Annotated in this window: 17 protein-coding genes; 8 read left to right on the forward strand and 9 right to left on the reverse strand. The window is 72.5% G+C overall.

The window, feature by feature from the left end; translation table 11 throughout:
* Positions 1-137: 137 nt before the first annotated feature.
* From ACZ4M5_RS00925 to ACZ4M5_RS00935, 3 genes are all read right to left on the reverse strand, one after another.
* The gene (locus ACZ4M5_RS00925) at positions 138-929 is read right to left on the reverse strand and encodes a S1 family peptidase (RefSeq protein ID WP_467731680.1); all 792 of its coding nucleotides are present in this window, start codon (positions 927-929) and stop codon (positions 138-140) included.
* 290 nt (positions 930-1219) lie between these two features.
* Positions 1220-4072, reverse strand: a complete 2853-nt coding sequence (locus tag ACZ4M5_RS00930; protein ID WP_467731682.1) for a helix-turn-helix transcriptional regulator — start codon at positions 4070-4072, stop codon at positions 1220-1222.
* 204 nt (positions 4073-4276) lie between these two features.
* Positions 4277-5098, reverse strand: coding sequence for a helix-turn-helix transcriptional regulator (locus ACZ4M5_RS00935; RefSeq protein ID WP_467731684.1), 822 nt, complete (start codon positions 5096-5098; stop codon positions 4277-4279).
* Positions 5099-5223: 125 nt separating this feature from the next.
* Here ACZ4M5_RS00935 and ACZ4M5_RS00940 point away from each other — a divergent pair, with 125 nt between their 5' ends.
* Both ACZ4M5_RS00940 and ACZ4M5_RS00945 read left to right on the forward strand, forming a co-directional pair.
* Entirely contained in the window at positions 5224-6903 is a 1680-nt protein-coding gene (locus ACZ4M5_RS00940) for an AMP-binding protein (RefSeq protein WP_467731686.1), read from the forward strand.
* On the forward strand, positions 6900-8486 hold the full coding sequence (locus ACZ4M5_RS00945; protein ID WP_467731688.1) for an AMP-binding protein: 1587 nt from the start codon (positions 6900-6902) through the stop codon (positions 8484-8486). Before ACZ4M5_RS00940 ends, ACZ4M5_RS00945 begins: the two co-directional genes overlap by 4 nt.
* A gap of 20 nt (positions 8487-8506) precedes the next feature.
* On the opposite strand, the gene ACZ4M5_RS00950 is transcribed toward ACZ4M5_RS00945, so the two are convergent.
* Together ACZ4M5_RS00950 and ACZ4M5_RS00955 are read right to left on the reverse strand one after the other, a co-directional pair.
* The gene (locus tag ACZ4M5_RS00950; protein WP_467731690.1) at positions 8507-9013 is read right to left on the reverse strand and encodes a GNAT family N-acetyltransferase; all 507 of its coding nucleotides are present in this window, start codon (positions 9011-9013) and stop codon (positions 8507-8509) included.
* A 29-nt stretch (positions 9014-9042) separates the two neighbouring features.
* Entirely contained in the window at positions 9043-9768 is a 726-nt protein-coding gene (locus tag ACZ4M5_RS00955) for a hypothetical protein (protein WP_467731692.1), read from the reverse strand.
* Positions 9769-9978: 210 nt separating this feature from the next.
* Here ACZ4M5_RS00955 and gcl point away from each other — a divergent pair, with 210 nt between their 5' ends.
* Complete coding sequence (gene gcl, locus ACZ4M5_RS00960; protein WP_467731694.1) at positions 9979-11763, forward strand: glyoxylate carboligase; 1785 nt, start codon at positions 9979-9981, stop codon at positions 11761-11763.
* 360 nt (positions 11764-12123) lie between these two features.
* Here gcl and ACZ4M5_RS00965 read toward each other — a convergent pair whose 3' ends face one another.
* From ACZ4M5_RS00965 to ACZ4M5_RS00980, 4 genes are all read right to left on the reverse strand, one after another.
* Positions 12124-12360 carry a hypothetical protein gene (locus tag ACZ4M5_RS00965; protein WP_467731696.1) on the reverse strand — a complete coding sequence of 79 codons (237 nt, stop codon included), beginning with the start codon at positions 12358-12360 and terminating at the stop codon, positions 12124-12126.
* A gap of 326 nt (positions 12361-12686) precedes the next feature.
* Complete coding sequence (locus ACZ4M5_RS00970) at positions 12687-14144, reverse strand: catalase (protein WP_467731698.1); 1458 nt, start codon at positions 14142-14144, stop codon at positions 12687-12689.
* A gap of 197 nt (positions 14145-14341) precedes the next feature.
* Positions 14342-15235, reverse strand: coding sequence for a 2-hydroxy-3-oxopropionate reductase (locus tag ACZ4M5_RS00975; protein ID WP_467731700.1), 894 nt, complete (start codon positions 15233-15235; stop codon positions 14342-14344).
* Positions 15236-15260: 25 nt separating this feature from the next.
* A complete protein-coding gene (locus tag ACZ4M5_RS00980; RefSeq protein WP_467731702.1) occupies positions 15261-16082 on the reverse strand; it encodes a TIM barrel protein in 822 nt (273 codons plus the stop codon).
* A 145-nt stretch (positions 16083-16227) separates the two neighbouring features.
* Between ACZ4M5_RS00980 and ACZ4M5_RS00985 the strand changes: the two genes are divergently transcribed.
* The 5 genes from ACZ4M5_RS00985 (at position 16228) to pucL (ending at position 18892) form a co-directional block, all read left to right on the forward strand.
* Positions 16228-16479, forward strand: coding sequence for a YkoF family thiamine-binding protein (locus ACZ4M5_RS00985; RefSeq protein WP_369195127.1), 252 nt, complete (start codon positions 16228-16230; stop codon positions 16477-16479).
* Complete coding sequence (locus ACZ4M5_RS00990) at positions 16476-16844, forward strand: helix-turn-helix domain-containing protein (protein WP_369195126.1); 369 nt, start codon at positions 16476-16478, stop codon at positions 16842-16844. The genes ACZ4M5_RS00985 and ACZ4M5_RS00990 overlap by 4 nt, the downstream gene beginning before the upstream one ends.
* Positions 16845-16977: 133 nt before the next feature.
* Positions 16978-17487, forward strand: coding sequence for a 2-oxo-4-hydroxy-4-carboxy-5-ureidoimidazoline decarboxylase (gene uraD, locus ACZ4M5_RS00995; protein WP_467731704.1), 510 nt, complete (start codon positions 16978-16980; stop codon positions 17485-17487).
* 7 nt (positions 17488-17494) lie between these two features.
* Positions 17495-17890, forward strand: coding sequence for a hydroxyisourate hydrolase (uraH, locus tag ACZ4M5_RS01000; protein ID WP_398109564.1), 396 nt, complete (start codon positions 17495-17497; stop codon positions 17888-17890).
* Positions 17891-17896: 6 nt separating this feature from the next.
* Positions 17897-18892: a factor-independent urate hydroxylase gene (pucL, locus tag ACZ4M5_RS01005; protein WP_467731707.1), complete on the forward strand. Its 996-nt coding sequence runs from the start codon at positions 17897-17899 to the stop codon at positions 18890-18892.
* The last annotated feature ends 63 nt before the right edge of the window (positions 18893-18955 follow it).

Below are 18955 nucleotides of genomic sequence, written 5' to 3' on the forward strand. Positions count from 1 at the left end.
GGGGGGCCCCCCCCCACCCCCCGCGGGGGGCGGCCCCGGGGCCCCCGAACGGGGCGGGGGGGGGGGGCGCCCCGCGGGGGGCCCCCCCCAACGCCCCCTGGTATCGCACCTGAGGGTTGCTCAGGAAACCTGTCGGATCACGAGTTGACCTGGGCCGTGACCAGGCTGGAGAAGGTGGTCAGCCGGGTGTAGACACCCGGGTACCCGGCCTGGGCGCAGCCCTCGCCCCAGGAGGTGATGCCTGCCAGGACGCCCCCGATGAGCAGGGGACCACCGCTGTCGCCCTGGCAGGTGTCCACGCCGCCGGTCGTCTTGCCGGCGCAGACCATGTCGCTGCGCACGAAGTCCGAGCCGTAGGAGTTCGCGCAACTGGAGTCGGACACGGTCGGAACGGTCGCGGTGCGCAGCTGGTTGGAGGAGCTGCCGCCCGCGGAGGTGGTGCCCCAGCCGAGGATGCGGGCGGTGGTGCCGGCCGCGTACACCGAGGTCTGGGAGGAGGAGACGTACTTGGCCGTGGTGTACGGCATCGACGTCGACAGCGTCAGCACGGCCACGTCGTCGCCGTTGGTGGCGTCGGTGTAGCTCGGGTGGATCCATATCCTGCTGACCCGGGCCACCGTGCCGTTGGTGCCGTTGAGGTAGGTGCGGCCGCCGACGACGCGCACGCTGCTCGTGGTCTCGCCGACCAGGCAGTGCGCGGCGGTGACCACCTTCGTGGGCGAGACCAGGGTGCCGCCGCAGAACTGGTTCTGCGAGGCGTCCGTGATCTGCATGACGAACGGGTACGCGGACGCGGTGGTCGTGGTGCCGCCGACGATCGGCTGGGGCGCGGCGACGGCCGTGGGGGCGGCGAGCAGCGCGGTGGTGGCGGCGGCAGCGGTCGCCGCGGCTACGGCGGCGGCCTTCTTGGCAGCGTTGAGCCCGAACATGGGTCTCCTCGGGGAGTTGCCGGTGGGGGGTCGCGCGGGTGGTGGTGCACGGTGACCCTCACGTCGTTGTTCGGATCTCCGTGTGCCCGGCGAGCGGCACGCCCTCAAGCTAGGGCCGGCGCGGCGAAGCCCCCAATGAGGGAACCCCCTAAGGGAGTTGGGGCAGGGAAAACCCTCGGTCCGGCCGCGTAAACCCAGGTCGGACCGCATGGCCCGGCGACCGGGCCCGGGTGCTGCGGCGACCGGGCCCGGGTGGTGCGGCGGCCGTCCCGGGTGCTGCGGCGGCCGGCTCAGGTGGTGCGGCGGCCGGCGGCCAGCCGGACGATGTCCACCCGGGAGCGGATGCCCAGCTTGCGGTAGACCCGGGTGAGGGTCGCCTCGACGGTCTTGACGCTGATGAACAGACGGCCCGCGATCTCCCGGTTGGTCGCCCCCTCCATCACCAGCGAGGCCACCTGACGCTCCATGGAGGCGAGTCCCTCCAGCGCGTCGAGCGCGACGGGTGGCGCCGAGGCGGCCGGTGCCGCCGGCGCGGCCGACCCGGCGGTGGCGGCCGCGTCCACCTGCCGCAGCCAGGGCAGCGCCCGGCAGCGCCGGAACAGCCGCGCCGCCTCGTCGTAGGGCGCCGGAGCCGGGGTGGCGGGCGCCGCGCCGCGCGAGGCGGTGCTCCGGTCCCGCAGGCGGGCCAGCGCGAAGGCGGCCCGGGCCTCCTCCAGTCCGTACCCGAGCCGGCCCAGCCGGTCCTGCACGGACGCCAGCCGTACGAGCGCGCCCTCGTGGTCGCCCCGCGCCGCGCGCACCAGCGCCTCGGCCCGGTCCAGCACGGCCAGCACGCTCTGCCGGCCGAGCCGCATCGCGTGCACCCGGGTGGTGTCGACGAGGTCCTGGGCCTCGCCCGGTTCGCCGATGCGCACCAGCGCCTCGGCGAGGTCGCCGTGCCAGCGGCCGCGCCCGGGGTCGTTGATGCCCAGGCCCTGCTCCAGCTCCCGCACCCGGCGCAGCGAGCGCACCGCGGCCGCCGGGTCCCCGGCCACCAACTGGGCGTAGCCCAGCGCGGCCAGGGCCCGCGACAGGTACATCTGGTCGCCGTCGACCTCGGCGTGGTCGGCCGCCTCGCGGGCGAGGGCGAGCGCCCGGTCGACGTCCCCGCCGGAGGCCTCCGCGAGGGAGGCGAGCATGGCCGAGGCGCCCTCGCCGATCCCGGAGTCGCGGGCCAGGCGCAGACTCTCGCGGGCCAGGTCCAGGGCCCGGCCGCAGTGCCCCGAGCGCAGTTCGGTGTCGGCGAGGAAGCGCAGGAAGTGCACCTCGCTCTCGACCATGCCGCGCCGGCGCACCTCGCGCAGCAGCGCGGTGATCGTGGCCCGCGCCTCGGGCAGCTGGTCGCTCATGATCAGCCAGCGGAACCGGGCCGAGCCGGCGCCGTTGTGGTGACAGGCCACATACGGGTCCTGCGGCTCCGTCAGCGCCCGCTTGACGGTCGCGGGAGCGTCCGGGTGGCCCATCAGGGTTTCGGTGGAGGCCTGGAAGGACAGCGCCATCAGCTCGGTGCGCCGGTCCCCGCCCCGGGCCGCCAGTTCCGCCGCGTGCGCGGCCTCCTGCCGGGCCTCGGCGAAGTCCCCCTCCACGACCAGGCCGCGCCAGGCCAGCTGGTAGTGGACCAGCGCCAGCAGGCCCGGGTCGTCGCCCGCGTCGGCCAGGACCTGCGGGAAGACGGCGTCGACGTCCCCGAGGGCCTGCCCGGCCGCCTCGATGACGACCATCCAGGCCCGCACCCGCTCCGCGGGCACGGTGGCACGCGTCAGCACGTCACGGGCGATGTCGCGGGCGAGATCGGCCTCACCCGCGGTGATCGCGTCCTCGGCGGCCTGCAGCCGCCGCTCGTCCGGTCCCGGAGTGCTGTCGGCCGGGGTGTGCCGGGCCGCGAGCAGTCCGAGCGAGGCCGCCACCGACGGCGCCCCGCGGTCCCGGGCCAGGGCCGCCGCCTCGGCGAGCCGGGCCGCGACCTCGGGGTCGGTGCCGGTGGTCGCCAGCGCCAGGTGCCGGGCGCGCTCGATCGGATCGGAGGCGGCCGTGGACAGCGCCGCGTGCACCGCCCGCCGCTCCTGCGCCGGGGCCTCCGCGTACAGCGCGGCCGAGATCAGCGGGTGCGCGAACCGCAGCGCCGGCGCCTCGGAGTCCGTGGCCAGCAGCCCCAGGGCCGCCGCCTGGGCCGTCTCCGCCTCGGCGTGCTCCCGGCCTGCCGCGTGCAGCAGGGCCAGGGAGGGGCGGGCGCCGGCGCTGGCCACCAGCAGGGTCCGGCGGGCCTCGTCCGACAGCATCTCCAGCCGGCTGAGCACCAGCGCCCGCAGGGAGGTCGGCACCGGCAGCGGCTCGCCGGGCCGCGGCCGTGCGGTGCTCTCGGCCAGGGCACGGCCCAGTTCCAGGGCGAACAGGGGGTTGCCGCCGCTGGTGCGGTGGATGTCACGGACGGTGGAACGGGACAGCGGGGTGTAGCCGCGGTGGTCGAGCAGCGCCGAGACCTGGGTACGGGTGAGCGGCCCCAGCCGGACGGCGAGCGTGTCGGGCGGGGACGCGCGCAGGTGGCGGTCGTACTCCTCGCCCTCGGTCCGCACCGCGCACAGCATCTGCACCGGCGTGTCACCGAGGCGGCGGGCGGCGAAGCCGAGCAGTTCCGCGCTGGCGGCGTCCAGCCACTGCAGGTCGTCGGCCACGACGAGCACCGGGCCCTTGGCGGCCAGCGCCCGCAGCGCCGACAGCACGGCCAGGCGCAGCGCGAGCCCGTCCCGCTGGAGCGTGGACTCGCCCCGGCCGGTCAGCGCCGACTCCAGGGCGGTGCGCTGGGCGGCGGGCAGGGACCCGGAGACGTCGTCCAGGACCAGTCCGAACAGATCGGCCAGGGCCAGGAAGGGCAGATGGGATTCCGACTCGGTCGCCGAGCAGCGCAACACCGTGCGGTCCGGACCAACGTAATCCGCGGCCAGTGCCCGCAGGACGGTCGACTTTCCAATTCCGGCCGGACCGTGCAGCAGCACACTGCCGCCCCGGCCGAGCTGCTCCCGGGCCGACGTGAACAGATCCTCCCGGCCGATGACCAGGTCGGGGCGGCTCCTGGAAGGCTCATGGAAGTCCCGTCGTACGGTCACCGCGGCCCTCCCTGTGTCGTGTCCTGGCCAATATTAGGCAACAGCTCTTTGAATTACGGAGGGACGGTGTGGTGAGGGAAATAACAGGGGGTGCGGGCGCGCGAATTCACCGGCCCGCGGAATGCCGCGGAACACGGCGCCCGCACCTGCGCGGGGCGCCGCCGCCCGGCCGCGCGGCCGGACCCGGGGGAGAGCATCACCAACCTACGGCAACCATCCCGCCCGGCGCGCGGCCACCACGGCCTCGCCCCGGGTACGGGCCCGCAGCTTGCGCATGGCCGATCGCAGGTACCCCTTGACCGTCTCGGGCGTCACGCCCAGCCGCTGGGCGGCGGCCGCGTTGGTGGCGCCCGCGGCGACACAGGCCAGTACGTCCACCTCGCGCGGGGCGAGCCGCACCCGGGCCGAGGGTCCGGGACCGCCGCCGTCGCCGGCCGTCAGCAGCGTGCACGCCCGCAGCAGCTCCGCCCGCAACCGCGCATCGGCGATCCGCGGGGCCAGGGCCCGCAGGGCCGCGTGCGCCTCCCGCACCTGCTCCCACCCCGCGCCCGCCCCCGCCCCGGCCGCGACCGTGCGGGCCTCGTCGCGCACCGCCAGCGCCCGCTCCACGTCCCGCGCCGCCTCGACCGCGGCGTCCAGCATCCGCCCGCCCAACGGCAGCGCCGTGCGCAGCGCCCCGTACAGCACCCCGCGCACCCGGTGCCCCACCACCACCGGCACGGCCAGCACCGAGCGCAGGCCCTCCGCGGCGACCGGGGCGTCGTACTCGTGGCTGATCTGCCGCGAGACCGAGTAGTCCGTCACCACGCACGGCCGGGACAGCGCCACCGTCTTCCCGCCCAGCCCGTTCCCCGACGTCACCACCAGCGAGCGCAGCGCGTCGGTCGCCGTGCCGCTGAGCTCGCTGATGCGCATCCGGGAGCCCGCCTCCAGCAGCCCGCCGAAGGCGACCGGAAGACCCGTGCCCCGCCGCAGGCGCAGCAGCGCGTCGCGCATCACGACCGCCTCGGACGCGTCTGCCGTCACCCGCTCGCCCCTTCGTTCCGGCTTCCGTGCGGCCCCACCCCCCGTTCGGGGGTAGTGAGACCCGCATCACGGATTACACGATGACTGACAGCCGCCCGGCAATGGTCCGGCACCGAGGAGGACGCATGACATCGGCGACGGAGCAGTTCCGCAGCGCCCGGGACTTCCTGCTGGAACACCGCGACGACTACGCGACGGCCTACGAGGGCTTCCGCTGGCCCCGGCCGGAGTACTTCAACTGGGCGCTCGACTGGTTCGACGTGATCGCCGAGGACAACGCCCGCACGGCCCTGCACATCGTCGAGGAGGACGGCAGCGAGACCCGGCTGTCCTTCCGGGAGATGTCCGTGCTCTCGTCCCGGTTCGCCGGCTGGCTGCGGGACCGGGGCGTGCGCGCCGAGGACCGCATCCTCGTCATGCTCGGCAACCAGGCCGAACTGTGGATCACCGCGCTGGCCGCGATGAAGCTGCGCGCGGTGGTCATCCCGGCCACCCCGCTGCTCGGCCCGGCCGACCTGCGCGACCGGGTGGAACGCGGCCGGGTCCGGCACGTCGTGGCCCGGGCCGAGGACACCGTCAAGTTCGCCGAGGTCCCCGGGGACTACACGCGCATCGCCGCGGGCGCCGCCGGTGACGTGCCGGCCGGCTGGGCGGCGCTGGACGACGCCCACGGCGCCCCGGCCGGCTTCACACCCGACGGCCCGACCCGGGCCGACGACCCGCTGATGCTCTACTTCACCTCGGGCACCACCGCCCGGCCCAAACTCGTCGAGCACACCCACACCTCGTACCCGATCGGCCATCTGGCGACCATGTACTGGATCGGCCTGAAACCGGGCGACGTGCACCTGAACATCTCGTCTCCGGGCTGGGCCAAGCACGCCTGGTCCAACCTCTTCGCCCCGTGGAACGCCGAGGCGACCGTCTTCCTGCACAACTACACGCGGTTCGACGCCGCCCGGCTCATGAGCGAGATGGACCGGGCGGGCGTCACCACCTTCTGCGCCCCGCCGACCGTCTGGCGCATGCTCATCCAGGCCGACCTCGGCCAGTTGCGCACCCCGCCGCGGGAGGTCGTCGCCGCCGGGGAGCCGCTGAACCCCGAGGTCGTCGAGCAGGTCCGCCGCGCCTGGGGCGTCACCGTCCGGGACGGCTTCGGGCAGACCGAGACCGCCGTCCAGGTCGCCAACAGCCCGGGCCAGCCGCTCAAGACGGGCTCGATGGGACGGCCCAGCCCGGGTTACCGCGTGGAGCTCCTCGACCCGGTCTCCGGCGCCCCGGGCGCCACGGAGGGGGAGATCGCCCTGGACCTGTCGCAGCGGCCGGTCGGCCTGATGACCGGCTACCACGGCGACGCCGACCGGACGGCCGAGTCCATGGCGGGCGGCTACTACCGCACGGGTGACGTCGCCTCCCGGGACGAGGAGGGGTACCTCACCTACATCGGGCGCAGCGACGACGTCTTCAAGGCCTCCGACTACAAGATCAGCCCGTTCGAGCTGGAGAGCGCTCTGCTGGAGCACGAGGCGGTGGCCGAGGCGGCGGTCGTCCCCGCCCCGGACGAGCTGCGGCTCGCCGTCCCCAAGGCCTACGTCGTGCTCGCGGAGGGCTGGCAGCCCGGCCCGGACACGGCCAAGGTCCTCTTCGAGCACTCCCGCGAGACGCTCGCCCCCTACAAGCGCGTCCGCCGCCTGGAGTTCGGCGAGCTGCCCAAGACGGTCTCCGGCAAGATCCGCCGGATCGAACTGCGCGAGGCCACGGCCGCCGGGTCGGACGCCGAGTACCGCGAGGAGGACTTCCGGTGAACTCCTACAGCCACGGCACCGGCGGCACGGCCCTGCTCGGTGACACCATCGGGGCGAACCTGGACCGCGCGGTCGCCGCCTGGCCCGAGCGCGAGGCACTGGTGGACGTGCCGTCCGGCCGGCGCTGGACCTACGCGCGGTTCGGCGCCGCCGTGCGGGAACTGGCCTCGGCCCTGCTGGCGTCGGGCGTCGCCAAGGGCGACCGGGTGGGTGTGTGGGCGGTCAACTGCCCCGAGTGGGTGCTCGTCCAGTACGCCACCGCCCGGCTCGGCGCGATCATGGTGAACATCAACCCGGCGTACCGCACCCACGAGGTCGAGTACGTGCTGAAGCAGGCCGGGGTCTCGATGCTCTTCGCGTCCCTCGGCCACAAGTCGAGCGACTACCGGGCGATGGTCGAGGAGGTGCGGGGCCGCTGCCCCGATCTGCGCGAGGTGGTGTACTTCGGCGATCCGGGGTGGGACGCGCTGCTCGCCAGGGCGAGTGCCGACCCGGTCCTCGCGGACCTGTCCTGCGACGACCCCATCAACATCCAGTACACGTCGGGCACGACGGGCTTCCCCAAGGGCGCGACCCTCTCCCACCACAACATCCTCAACAACGGCTTCTTCGTGGGGGAACTGCTCGGCTACTCGGAGCAGGACCGCATCTGCATCCCGGTGCCCTTCTACCACTGCTTCGGCATGGTCATGGGCAATCTGGCCGCCACCTCGCACGGCGCCTGCATGGTGATCCCCGCGCCCTCCTTCGACCCGAAGGCGACCCTGGAGGCGGTCCAGCAGGAGCGCTGCACCTCCCTGTACGGGGTGCCGACGATGTTCATCGCGGAGCTGAACCTGCCCGGCTTCGCCTCTTACGACCTGTCCTCGCTGCGCACCGGCATCATGGCGGGCTCGCCCTGCCCGGTGGAGGTGATGAAGCGGGTGGTCGCCGAGATGCACATGGCGGAGGTGTCCATCTGCTACGGCATGACCGAGACGTCCCCGGTGTCGCTGCAGACGCGGCGGGACGACGACCTGGAGCACCGCACCGGCACGGTCGGCCGGGTCCTGCCCCACCTCGAGGTCAAGGTCGTCGACCCGGCGACCGGGGTGACGCAACCGCGCGGCGCGGCCGGGGAGTTGTGCACCCGCGGGTACAGCGTGATGCTCGGCTACTGGGACGAGCCGGAGAAGACCGCCGAGGCCGTCGACGCGGGCCGCTGGATGCACACCGGGGACCTGGCCGTGATGCGCGAGGACGGCTACGTGGAGATCGTCGGCCGCATCAAGGACATGATCATCCGCGGCGGGGAGAACATCTACCCGCGCGAGATCGAGGAGTTCCTCTACGCGCACCCCAAGATCCAGGACGTCCAGGTCGTGGGCGTCCCGCACCCGCACTACGGCGAGGAGGTCCTCGCCTGCGTCATCCCGCGCGACCCGGCCGACCCGCCGGTGCTGGAGGACCTGCGGGCCTTCTGCGCGGGCCGGCTGGCGCACTACAAGGTGCCGAGCCGGCTCCAGGTCCTGGACGCCTTCCCCATGACGGTGTCCGGGAAGGTGCGCAAGGTCGAGCTGCGGGAGAGGTTCGCGGACGGCTGACCGGCGCGCGCCCCCGCCGGTCAGACGGGGGCGCGCATGCACACCCGCGGCCAGCGGTCGAGACCGTGTGCGGCCTCCGCCGCACGGATACGGCGCAGACCCGGGGTCAGTTCGTCCCCGGCCAGGCTCCGGAAACCGAGGCGGGCGTAGTACGGGGCGTTCCAGGGGACCTCGGCGAAGGTCGTCAGGGTCAGGGCGGTCAGCCCTTGCGCGCGGGCACGTCCGGCGGCGTGGGCGAGGAGTTCCCGGCCGACGCCCCGGCGGGCGGCGCGCGGGTGGACGGAGACCTGTTCGATGTGCAGGGCGCCGTCCACGGGCTCGGCGAGCAGGTACCCGGCCGGCCGGTCCCGGTCGTCCACCGCGACCCAGCAGCGGCCCGCCCGGCGGTAGCCCTCCAGCATGCCGAGCCCCGGCGGCTCGTCGTCGGCGATCGCGTCCATGCCCAGGTCGCGGAACGGGGCACCGGCGGCACGTTCGAGGTCCTGGAGCAGGGGGAGGTCGCGGGGGGTCGCGGGGCGGATGCGCATGGGAGCGAGTATGCGGGCGGCAGCGGCGGTCAGGGCGTGCGGTCCGCCGCCCCGATGGTGACCAGCCGGTCCGCCGGGCCGTTCACCGGCCTCGGGGTGCCCGTGAGGTCCAGGACGAACAGCGGGATGCCCAGCGCGTCGGCGCGGGCGCGGGCGTCGGCCGCGTACCCGGCGAGGGAGAAGTACAGGCACTGCGCCGACTCGGTCATGGCGGTCAGCCACAGGCACTCCACGTCCCGCAAGGTCGCCGGCTGCAGACCGGGGTCGACCTGGGCGACGACGCCGCGGGCGGCGAGGCCGATCCCGGACGGGGGCCGCTGGTCCGCCCGGCGCACCTTGCGGTAGCCGAGCCAGCGCAGATACAGGGCGGTGGCCGTGACGGCGTCGAGGGCGGTGCGGATGGTCACGGACTGGAAGGGCGGCCGGGCGGCGACGGCCCGGGGACTCCCGGCCGGTTCCCGCCCCGTCGTCGCGTCCCCGGGGTCGGCGCCACCGGGCTCCACCAGCGGCACGCGCAGCACCACTCCGCACGCGCAGCCGACCTCGGGGCGCGGCCAGTCGGCGCCCCGGCCGCAGGACACGCAGCGCACCGTCACCCAGTCCTCCTGCCAGACCCGGTGCGCCACGGGCGTCGCCGTACCGGCGGGGTCGAGGCCCGGCGCGACGGGCGCGCCGCACACGCACGGGTACACCGGCGCCGTGTAGCGGTGCTCGCGCCGGCACTCCGGGCAGCGCACCGCAACGGTCTCGGCCATGGTCACTCCAGAACCGGCTCGCGTCGGGACAGCGCGTCCATGGTGCTCCCTCGGGCCGCCCCCTGTCCGGCGGTTGCCCTCTCTTGACGCCCTTCACCCGGCCCACTTACATTCATTCCAGATCGTAGAAAGTAATTTCCACAATACGGAAGAAGCTCACCGCGGGGCGCGACGGGAGTGCGAATCCGACAGCCGAAGCAGGAGTACTCGATGGCTCGAATGACCGCTGCCCGCGCGGCAGTTGAGATCCTCAAGCGTGAGGGCGTCGCCGACGCGTTCGGTGTCCCGGGCGCGGCGATCAACCCGTTCTATGCGGCCCTCAAAGCCTCCGGCGGCATCACCCACACCCTCGCCCGGCACGTCGAGGGCGCCTCCCACATGGCCGAGGGCTACACCCGCACCCGCCCGGGCAACATCGGCGTCTGCATCGGTACCTCCGGCCCGGCCGGCACCGACATGATCACGGGCCTGTACTCCGCGATCGGCGACTCCATCCCGATCCTGTGCATCACGGGCCAGGCCCCGACCGCCGTGATCCACAAGGAGGACTTCCAGGCCGTCGACATCGCCTCGATCGCCAAGCCGGTCACCAAGATGGCCGTGACCGTCCTGGAGGCCGCGCAGGTCCCGGGCGTCTTCCAGCAGGCGTTCCACCTGATGCGCTCCGGCCGGCCCGGGCCCGTCCTCATCGACCTGCCGATCGACGTGCAGCTGACGGAGATCGAGTTCGACCCGGAGACCTACGAGCCCCTTCCCGTCTACAAGCCCGCCGCGAGCCGCGCCCAGATCGAGAAGGCGATCGGGATGCTGAACGCCTCCGAGCGGCCGCTGATCGTCGCGGGCGGCGGTGTCATCAACGCCGACGCCGCCGACCTGCTCGTCGAGTTCGCCGAGCTGACCGGCACCCCCGTCGTGCCCACCCTGATGGGCTGGGGCCTGCTGCCCGACGACCACGAACTGAACGCCGGCATGGTGGGCCTGCAGACCTCGCACCGCTACGGCAACGCGACGTTCCTGGAGTCCGACTTCGTCCTCGGCATCGGCAACCGCTGGGCCAACCGCCACACCGGCAAGCTGGACGTCTACACCGCCGGGCGGAAGTTCGTCCACGTGGACGTCGAACCGACCCAGATCGGCAAGATCTTCGCCCCGGACTACGGCATCGCCTCCGACGCGAAGGCGGCCCTGGAACTGTTCGTCGCGGTGGCGCGCGAACTGAAGGCGGCCGGCCGGCTGCCCGACCGCTCCGCCTGGGCCGCCTCGGCGCAGGAGCGCAAGGCGACCCTGCAGCGCCGCACGCACTTCGACGACATCCCGATCAAGCCGCAGCGCGTCTACGAGGAGATGAACAAGGCCTTCGGCCCGGAGACCCGGTACGTCTCCACCATCGGCCTCTCGCAGATCGCCGGCGCCCAGATGCTGCACGTCTACCGGCCCCGGCACTGGATCAACTGCGGTCAGGCCGGCCCGCTCGGCTGGACGATCCCGGCCGCGCTCGGCGTCGCCAAGGCCGACCCGGAGGCGTCCGTCGTCGCCCTCTCCGGCGACTACGACTTCCAGTTCATGATCGAGGAACTGGCGGTCGGCGCCCAGCACCGGATCCCGTACGTCCACGTCCTGGTGAACAACTCCTACCTGGGGCTGATCCGCCAGGCGCAGCGGGCTTTCGACATCGACTTCCAGGTCAACCTGGAGTTCGAGAACCTCAACTCGCCGGAGCTCGGCGTCTACGGCGTCGACCACGTCAAGGTCGCCGAGGGCCTCGGCTGCAAGGCGATCCGGGTGACCGACCCGGCCGAACTGGGCAGCGCACTGGAGCAGGCGAAGAAGCTCGCCGCGGAGTACCGGGTCCCGGTCGTCGTCGAGGCGATCCTGGAACGCGTCACCAACATCGCCATGTCGACCACCAACGACATCGGCAACGTGGTCGAGTTCGAGGAACTCGCCACCGAGCCCGCCCACGCGCCGACGTCCATCAAGACGCTGAAGGTCTGACCCGCACGCCGCAGGGGCGGTCCGTCCACCAGGACGGACCGCCCCTGCGGCGTTCCCCCGGCTCCGCACCCCCCGGGTCACCCCGTCGGTCGTCGGTGAGCGCGCCGCGTGCACCGCCTCGGCGAGCACTCCACCCCGTATCCCCCGGGCCGTACGAAGGGCCCGTACGCAAGGCCCGTACGAAGGGCCCGTGCCGGGACCCGCCGCCCCCGTGCCGGCGGGTCCCGTGTGCCGAGAATGTGCCCGGCCCCGGGGGCTGTTGAAGCCCCCGGGGCCGGGTTCAGAGGTTGATTTGAGGGTTCCGTACGGCGGGTACGACCGGTGCCGTACGGGTGTCTGCGGCGGGATGCGCCGGGGCGTTCACGGCTCGTGGTGCTCGGACAGGCCCGGCCAGTCGTCCGGGCCGCCGCCCTGCCATTCGACGAGGTCGCTGTCCGCGACGTCCGTGACGTACAGGTCCGCCAGCCGCAGGATCTCGGCGACGTCGTCGGAGTGCGTCGCGACGCCCAGCGGCTCGTCGCCCAGGGTGACCCGGCGGGAACCGTCCAGGGCGGGTGCGTGGACCACGACGTGCGGGTGCTCGGTGGGAGGTGCCATGCCTTCAGGCTGCTGCGCCCGGCGCGCTCGCGCACCCCGGGCGCTGTGGCCGTCCGGCGGCGCGAGGCTGGGCGCGACAGGACGTTCGCGCCGCCGGACGGGGTCGGGGGGAGGGGTGGGACGGGTGGGACGGTGGTCCGTATGGGGACCGCGGCGGGTGCGACGGAACCGGGGGCGGCTTCCCTCAGGTCGAGACGCCGCTTCCGGATCCTTCACCACCGCACTGGCTCGCACGCCGCCGCGGTCCTCGCCCCGGCCGTGTCCGCGCCCGGGGAGACCACCCCTCATCCGGGTCGTCCCCGGGCGGTCGGACACGGTCGGGGAGCTCAGTCCTCGCGCAGCGCGCGGACGGCCTCCTCCACGCGCCTGCCGTACTCGGGGTCGGCGGCGTGGAAGTGCGCGAGGTTCTTGTCGATCACGTCGTCGCGGGACACCTGGGACAGGCCTCCGGCGATGTTCGCGACCAGTCGGGACTTCTCCTCGGCGGACATCAGCCGGTACAGCTCGCCCGCCTGGAAGAAGTCGTCGCCCTTGGTGTGCAGGGGCGCGGCGTGGGTGCCCGTGTGGCCGTGCACCGCGAGCGGGGCCGAGAGCGGGCGGCCGGTCTCGACCGGGCCGTCGTAGGAGTTCGGCTCGTAGTTCTTGGCGTACCGGCCCTGCGGGTTGGACGCCATGAGACCGTCCCGGCCGTAGTTCTCGGCGGTCGTGGCCCGGGGCGCGTTGACCGCGAGCTGCGTGTGGTTGACGCCCAGGCGGTAGCGGTGGGCGTCCGCGTAGGCGAACAGGCGGCCCTGGAGCATCTTGTCGGGCGAGGGGCCGATGCCGGGGACGAAGTTGTTCGGGGAGAACGCGGCCTGCTCGACCTCGGCGAAGACGTTGTCCGGGTTGCGGTCCAGCACCAGCCGGCCCACGCGGCGCAGGGGGAAGTCCGCGTGCGGCCAGACCTTGGTCAGGTCGAACGGGTTGAAGCGGTAGTCGGCCGCCTCGGCCGCCGGCATGATCTGCACGTACAGCGTCCAGGACGGGTGCACGCCCCGCTCGATGGACTGCAGCAGGTCCGTCTGGTGGGAGTTGGGGTCCTTGCCCGCGAGCTCGGCTGCCTGCTCGCTGCTCAGGCAGCGGATGCCCTGGTTCGTCTTGAAGTGGTACTTGACGAAGAAGGCCTCGCCGCGGGCGTTCGTCCACTGGTAGGTGTGCGAGCCGTAGCCGTTCATGTGCCGGTACGAGGCCGGGATGCCGCGGTCGCCCATCAGCCAGGTCACCTGGTGCGTGGCCTCGGGGGAGTGGGCCCAGAAGTCCCAGACGTTGTCCGGCTCCTGACGCCCCGTGAACGGATCGCGCTTCTGCGAGTGGATGAAGTCGGGGAACTTGACGGGGTCCTTGACGAAGAACACCGGGGTGTTGTTGCCGACCAGGTCGTAATTGCCCTCGGCGGTGTAGAACTTGACGGCGAAGCCGCGCGGGTCGCGCACGGCGTCCGCGCCGCCGAGGTTGTCGGCCACGGTGGAGAAGCGCAGGAACACCTCGGTCCGCCGGCCCACCTCGCCGAGGAAGTCCGCGTGGGTGAAGTCGGTGACGTCGTCGGTCACTTCGAAGTGGCCGTAGGCGCCGGAGCCGCGGGCGTGCACCACGCGCTCCGGGATGCGCTCACGGTTGAAGCGCGCCAGCTTCTCCAGCAGATGCTGGTCCTGGAGCAGGAGCGGGCCGCCGATGCCGGCGGAGGCGGAGTTCTGGTTGTCGGCGACGGGGGCGCCGGACTCGGTGGTGAGCACGCGCTGCGACATCGTGACCTTCCGTACGAGAGGGCAGCGGAAAAATGTTTCCGCTTTGTGGAGCCTAGGGTCGGGCAATCGGAGCGTCAACAGTTTGTTGAAGCAAGGAGCATGGCTGGTACCGGGCGGCGCCGCCCCTCTGGGCGCGACAGGACAGATGTCAGGGGCGGCACCGCCCGGAGTTCGGGGACCCCGGGTGGGAAGAGGGGTCAGACCTGGGCGCCGGAGAGGCGCTCCACGGCCCGCAGCAGTGCCGAGTGGTCCAGGCCGCCGTCGCCCTGGGCGCGCAGGGAGGCGACCAACTGGGCGACCACGGCGCCGACGGGCAGGGCCGCGCCGACGTTGCGGGCGGCGTCCGTGACGATGCCCATGTCCTTGTGGTGCAGGTCGATCCGGAAGCCCGGCTTGAAGTCGCGGGCGAGGAAGTTGTCCTTCTTGCGGGTCAGCACGGTCGAACCGGCCAGGCCGCCGTTCAGGACGTCCAGGGCGGCCTTCAGGTCCACCCCGGACTTCTCCAGGAAGACCACGGCCTCGGCGCACGCCTGGATGTTCACCGCGACGATCAGCTGGTTGGCCGCCTTCACGGTCTGGCCCGAGCCGTGCGGCCCGCACAGCACGATCGTCTTGCCGAGGGCCTGGAAGATCGGCTCGGCCTCGTCGAAGTCGGCCTGCTCGCCGCCCACCATGATGGACAGCACGGCCTCGATCGCACCGGCCTCGCCGCCGGACACCGGGGCGTCCAGCACGCGGATGCCCTTGTCCTTCGCCGCCTTCGCCAGGTCGGCCGACGTCTGTGGCGTGATCGAGGACATGTCGATCAGCAGCGCGCCGGAGCGGGCGTTCTCCAGGATGCCGTCCGGGCCGTAGGCGATGGCCTCCACCTGCGGGGACGCCGGGACCATCGTGATGACCACGTCGGCGTCCGCGACGGCCTCGGCGATCGAGGACGCGGCGGTGCCGCCGGCGGCGGCCAGGCGGTCCAGCTTGTCCCGCTCCAGCGTGTAGCCGGTGACCTGGTAGCCCGCCTTGATCAGGTTCTCGGACATGGGCGAGCCCATGATGCCGAGGCCGATCCAGGCGACCTTGGGGAGAGTGCTGCTCATGATGGGGTGCCTTTCGGTGCAGGGGTCAGCGGGACAGCCAGTCGAAGGCCTCGGCGCTCGGGCGCTCGCCCGGCTTGTACTCGAGGCCGACCCAGCCGTCGTAACCCGCCTTCTTCAGCTGGTCGAGGAGGTCTTCGAGGGGCAGTGAGCCCGTGCCGGGCGCTCCGCGTCCGGGGTTGTCGGCGATCTGGACGTGGCCGGTCTTCGCGGCGTACCGCTCGATCACCGACGGGAGGTCCTCGCCGTTCATGGACAGGTGGTAGAGGTCCATGAGGAAGCGCGCGTTGCCCAGTCCGGTGGCCTCGTCGACCTTGTCGACGACCTCGACGGCGGCCGGCGCGGACACCAGCGGGTACAGCGGCGACTCGGGCTTGTTCAGCGCCTCGATCAGCAATACCGCGCCGATCCGGTCCGCGGCGCGGGCGGCCAGGACCAGGTTCTCCAGCGCGAGCGCGTCCTGCTCGGCCGGGTCCACGCCCTCGACGCGGTTGCCGTACAGGGCGTTCAGGGCCGTGCAGCCCAGCGCGGCGGCGAAACCTGCGGCCACGTCGATGTTGGCCCGGAACCGCTCCGACTCCTCGCCGGGGACGGACAGGGCGCCGCGGTCCGGGCCGGGCAGCTGCCCGGCGTAGAAGTTGAGACCGGTCAGGCGGACGCCGGCGTCCTCGATCGCGCGTCGCAGGGCGTCGAGTTCGGACTGCGGGGGTGTGGGCGAGTCGACCCAGGGCCACCACAGCTCGACCGCGGTGAACCCGGCCGCCGCGGCGGCCGCCGGGCGCTCCAGCAGGGGGAGCTCCGTGAAGAGGATCGACAGGTTGACGTTGAAGCGCTGGTCTGCGAATCCCATCGGGGCGGCGCTCCCTTCCGTGTCTTCCGCACGCTGTTTCCGTATTGCGGAATAGAGTTTCTGCTTAACGGAAGACTGCCTGCGGGGTGCGAGGGCTGTCAAGAGGGGCTGCCGGAAAGTCCGCACCGCGCGTTAGGTTGTGCGCGTGCGACTGAGAGTGGAGTTCACGACCGAGCCCTTCGACCTCGACGAGGCCCCCGCGCACGCGGTGGTGGCCCGGGAGGTCGTCGAGGCCGCCGAGCTGGACGCCGTGGACGTGGGTCCGTTCGGCAACACCGCGGAGGGCGGTGCCGACGCGGTGCTCGGCGCCGTGGACGCCCTGCTCCGCAAGGCCCTGGCGGCCGGCGCCACCCGGGTCTCGCTCCAGGTCAACGTCATCGACGGGGACGCCTCGTGAACGGCACGGGGGACGAGCCGTTCATCGCGGCCGTCAAGCCCCTGGTCGACGCCATGGGGGGCGAGATCGTCCCGCCCGACGAGGCCGGTCCCGACGACGTCGTGCTGGCCTGGGAGGGCCGCGACGCCGTCGCCGTACGGCTGCCGCAGCTGGCCGACTCCCTCGACCACATCCTGGCCGCCATGGAGCGCCGCAAGGGTATGCCGCTGGCGGACCTCGACCGCAAGGCCAAGCAGGAGGTCGTACGGATACTCGAGGCGCGCGGCGCCTTCTCCGTCCGGCACGGCGTGGAGACGGTGGCCAGCGCCCTGGGCGTCAGCCGCTTCACCGTCTACAACTACCTCAACCGCGAGAAGGGGGCCTGACGGGAGCGGGTGCCGCCCGTCCGGTTTCGCGCCACCGAATTTTCAACAAACTGTTGACGTGCTGTCGCGGTTGGGCGTTAGCTATCGGCACGCCCGTCCAGCACGAAGGCCGTTTCCGGCCACGGAGGCTCCCGTGACTTCCACTTCCACGCCACCGGGCCTGGCCCGGTTCAACGCCCTGGAGGAGCACGCGGCGTTCACCGCGCTCCACGAGGCGTGCGCGTCCGCGGCGTGGGCGAAGCGCCTGCTCGCCGCCCGCCCCTACCTCGTCCCCGAGGACCTGTACGCGGCGAGTGACGTCGCCACCGCGGAGCTGACGGCCGCCGACCTCGACGAGGCGATGGCCGGCCACCCGCCCATCGGCCGCCCCAAGCCCGGTGACCCCACCTCGGCGCGGGAACAGCGCGGCATGGCCGGCGCCACCGAGGCGCTCAAGGCGGAGATGCTGGAACTGAACCTCGCGTACCAGGAGAGGTTCGGCCACGTCTTCCTGATCTGCGCCACCGGCCGCACCGGCGAGCAGATGCGCGACGCGGTCAGGGAGCGCCTCGGCAACACGCCGGAGCAGGAGCGGGAGATCGTCCGCGCCGAACTGGGGAAGATCAACCGCATCCGCCTGGCCCGACTCGTCGAAGAGGACTGACAGCAGCATGAGCACCTCCGCCACCGCGTCCGTGTCCACGCACATCCTGGACACCAGCGCCGGCCGCCCCGCCGAGGGCGTCGCCGTCCACCTGTCCGCCCGCGCCGGACGTGCGGCCGACTGGCAGGCGCTCGGCGGCTCGGCGACCGACGCGGACGGGCGGTGCAAGGACCTGCCGGCCCTGCCGGAGGGAACGACCCACGTACGGCTCGACTTCGCCGTGGAGCCGTACTTCACCGACAAGCAAGCCGATGCGCAGCAGGACGCCCCCGCGAACCGGGACAGCGGCGCCGGTGTGTTCTTCCCGGAGGTGGCGATCACGTTCGCCGTCGTGCCGGGCGAGCACTACCACGTACCGCTGCTGCTCAACCCGTTCGGCTACTCCGTTTACCGAGGGAGCTAGCTACAGATGGCAGACACTTCCCGCCCTGCCCGCACAGACGTTTCCCGCCCTGCCCGCACAGACGTTTCCCGCCCTGCCCGCCCTGTGGTCCTGGGTCAGAACCAGTACGGCAAGGCAGAGAACCGAGTCGTCAAGATCACGCGGGACGGCGCCACCCACCACATCAAGGACCTCAACGTCTCCGTCGCCCTGTCCGGCGACATGGAGGAGGTCCACTACTCGGGCTCCAACGCCAACGTCCTGCCGACCGACACCACCAAGAACACGGTGTTCGCCTTCGCCAAGGAACACGGCATCGAGTCCGCCGAGCAGTTCGGCATCCACCTGGCCCGGCACTTCGTCACCAGCCAGCAGCCGATCCACCGGGCCCGCATCCGCATCGAGGAGTACGCCTGGGAGCGGATCGAGGCCTCCGACGCCAACTCGCGCTTCATCGGCGCCGACGACGTCAAGCACTCCTTCGTCCGCAAGGGCCAGGAGGTCCGGCTCACCCAGGTCACCTACGACGGCGAGAAGTGGGAGGTGATCTCGGGCCTGAAGGACCTCGTCGTGATGAACTCGACCAACTCCGAGTTCTGGGGCTACGTCAAGGACAAGTACACGACCCTGAAGGAGGCCTACGACCGCATCCTGGCCACCGAGGTGTCGGGCCGCTGGCGGTTCAACTGGACCGACGACGACGAGCGCATGCCCAACTGGGAGAAGTCCTACGAGCAGGTGAGGAAGCACATGCTCCAGGCCTTCGCCGAGACGTACTCGCTGTCGCTGCAGCAGACGCTGTACCAGATGGGCGCGCGGATCATCAACCACCGCAGCGAGATCGACGAGGTCCGCTTCTCCCTCCCGAACAAGCACCACTTCCTGGTCGACCTGGAGCCGTTCGGCCTGAAGAACGACAACGAGGTGTACTACGCCGCCGACCTGCCCTACGGCCTGATCGAGGCGACGATCCTGCGGGAGGGCCGCGAGGCGCGGATCCCGGAGGACCTCACCAACCTCTGACGTCCCCCTCTTTTTCGGCACCCGTGGCCGGGGGAACCCGTCTCCCGGCCACGGCACTCAAAC

The organism is Streptomyces sp. NPDC026246, assembly GCF_055567995.1.

Excerpts from the sequence above, each read along its gene's own strand:
- ACZ4M5_RS00925 (WP_467731680.1), bottom strand. The coding sequence starts at position 929 with ATGTTCGGGCTCAACGCTGCCAAGAAGGCCGCCGCCGTAGCCGCGGCG.
- ACZ4M5_RS00940 (WP_467731686.1), top strand. The coding sequence starts at position 5,224 with ATGACATCGGCGACGGAGCAGTTCCGCAGCGCCCGGGACTTCCTGCTG.
- ACZ4M5_RS00950 (WP_467731690.1), bottom strand. The coding sequence starts at position 9,013 with ATGCGCATCCGCCCCGCGACCCCCCGCGACCTCCCCCTGCTCCAGGAC.
- ACZ4M5_RS00955 (WP_467731692.1), bottom strand. The coding sequence starts at position 9,768 with ATGGCCGAGACCGTTGCGGTGCGCTGCCCGGAGTGCCGGCGCGAGCAC.
- gcl (WP_467731694.1), top strand. The coding sequence starts at position 9,979 with ATGGCTCGAATGACCGCTGCCCGCGCGGCAGTTGAGATCCTCAAGCGT.
- ACZ4M5_RS00965 (WP_467731696.1), bottom strand. The coding sequence starts at position 12,360 with ATGGCACCTCCCACCGAGCACCCGCACGTCGTGGTCCACGCACCCGCC.
- ACZ4M5_RS00970 (WP_467731698.1), bottom strand. The coding sequence starts at position 14,144 with ATGTCGCAGCGCGTGCTCACCACCGAGTCCGGCGCCCCCGTCGCCGAC.
- ACZ4M5_RS00975 (WP_467731700.1), bottom strand. The coding sequence starts at position 15,235 with ATGAGCAGCACTCTCCCCAAGGTCGCCTGGATCGGCCTCGGCATCATG.
- ACZ4M5_RS00980 (WP_467731702.1), bottom strand. The coding sequence starts at position 16,082 with ATGGGATTCGCAGACCAGCGCTTCAACGTCAACCTGTCGATCCTCTTC.
- uraH (WP_398109564.1), top strand. The coding sequence starts at position 17,495 with ATGAGCACCTCCGCCACCGCGTCCGTGTCCACGCACATCCTGGACACC.
- pucL (WP_467731707.1), top strand. The coding sequence starts at position 17,897 with ATGGCAGACACTTCCCGCCCTGCCCGCACAGACGTTTCCCGCCCTGCC.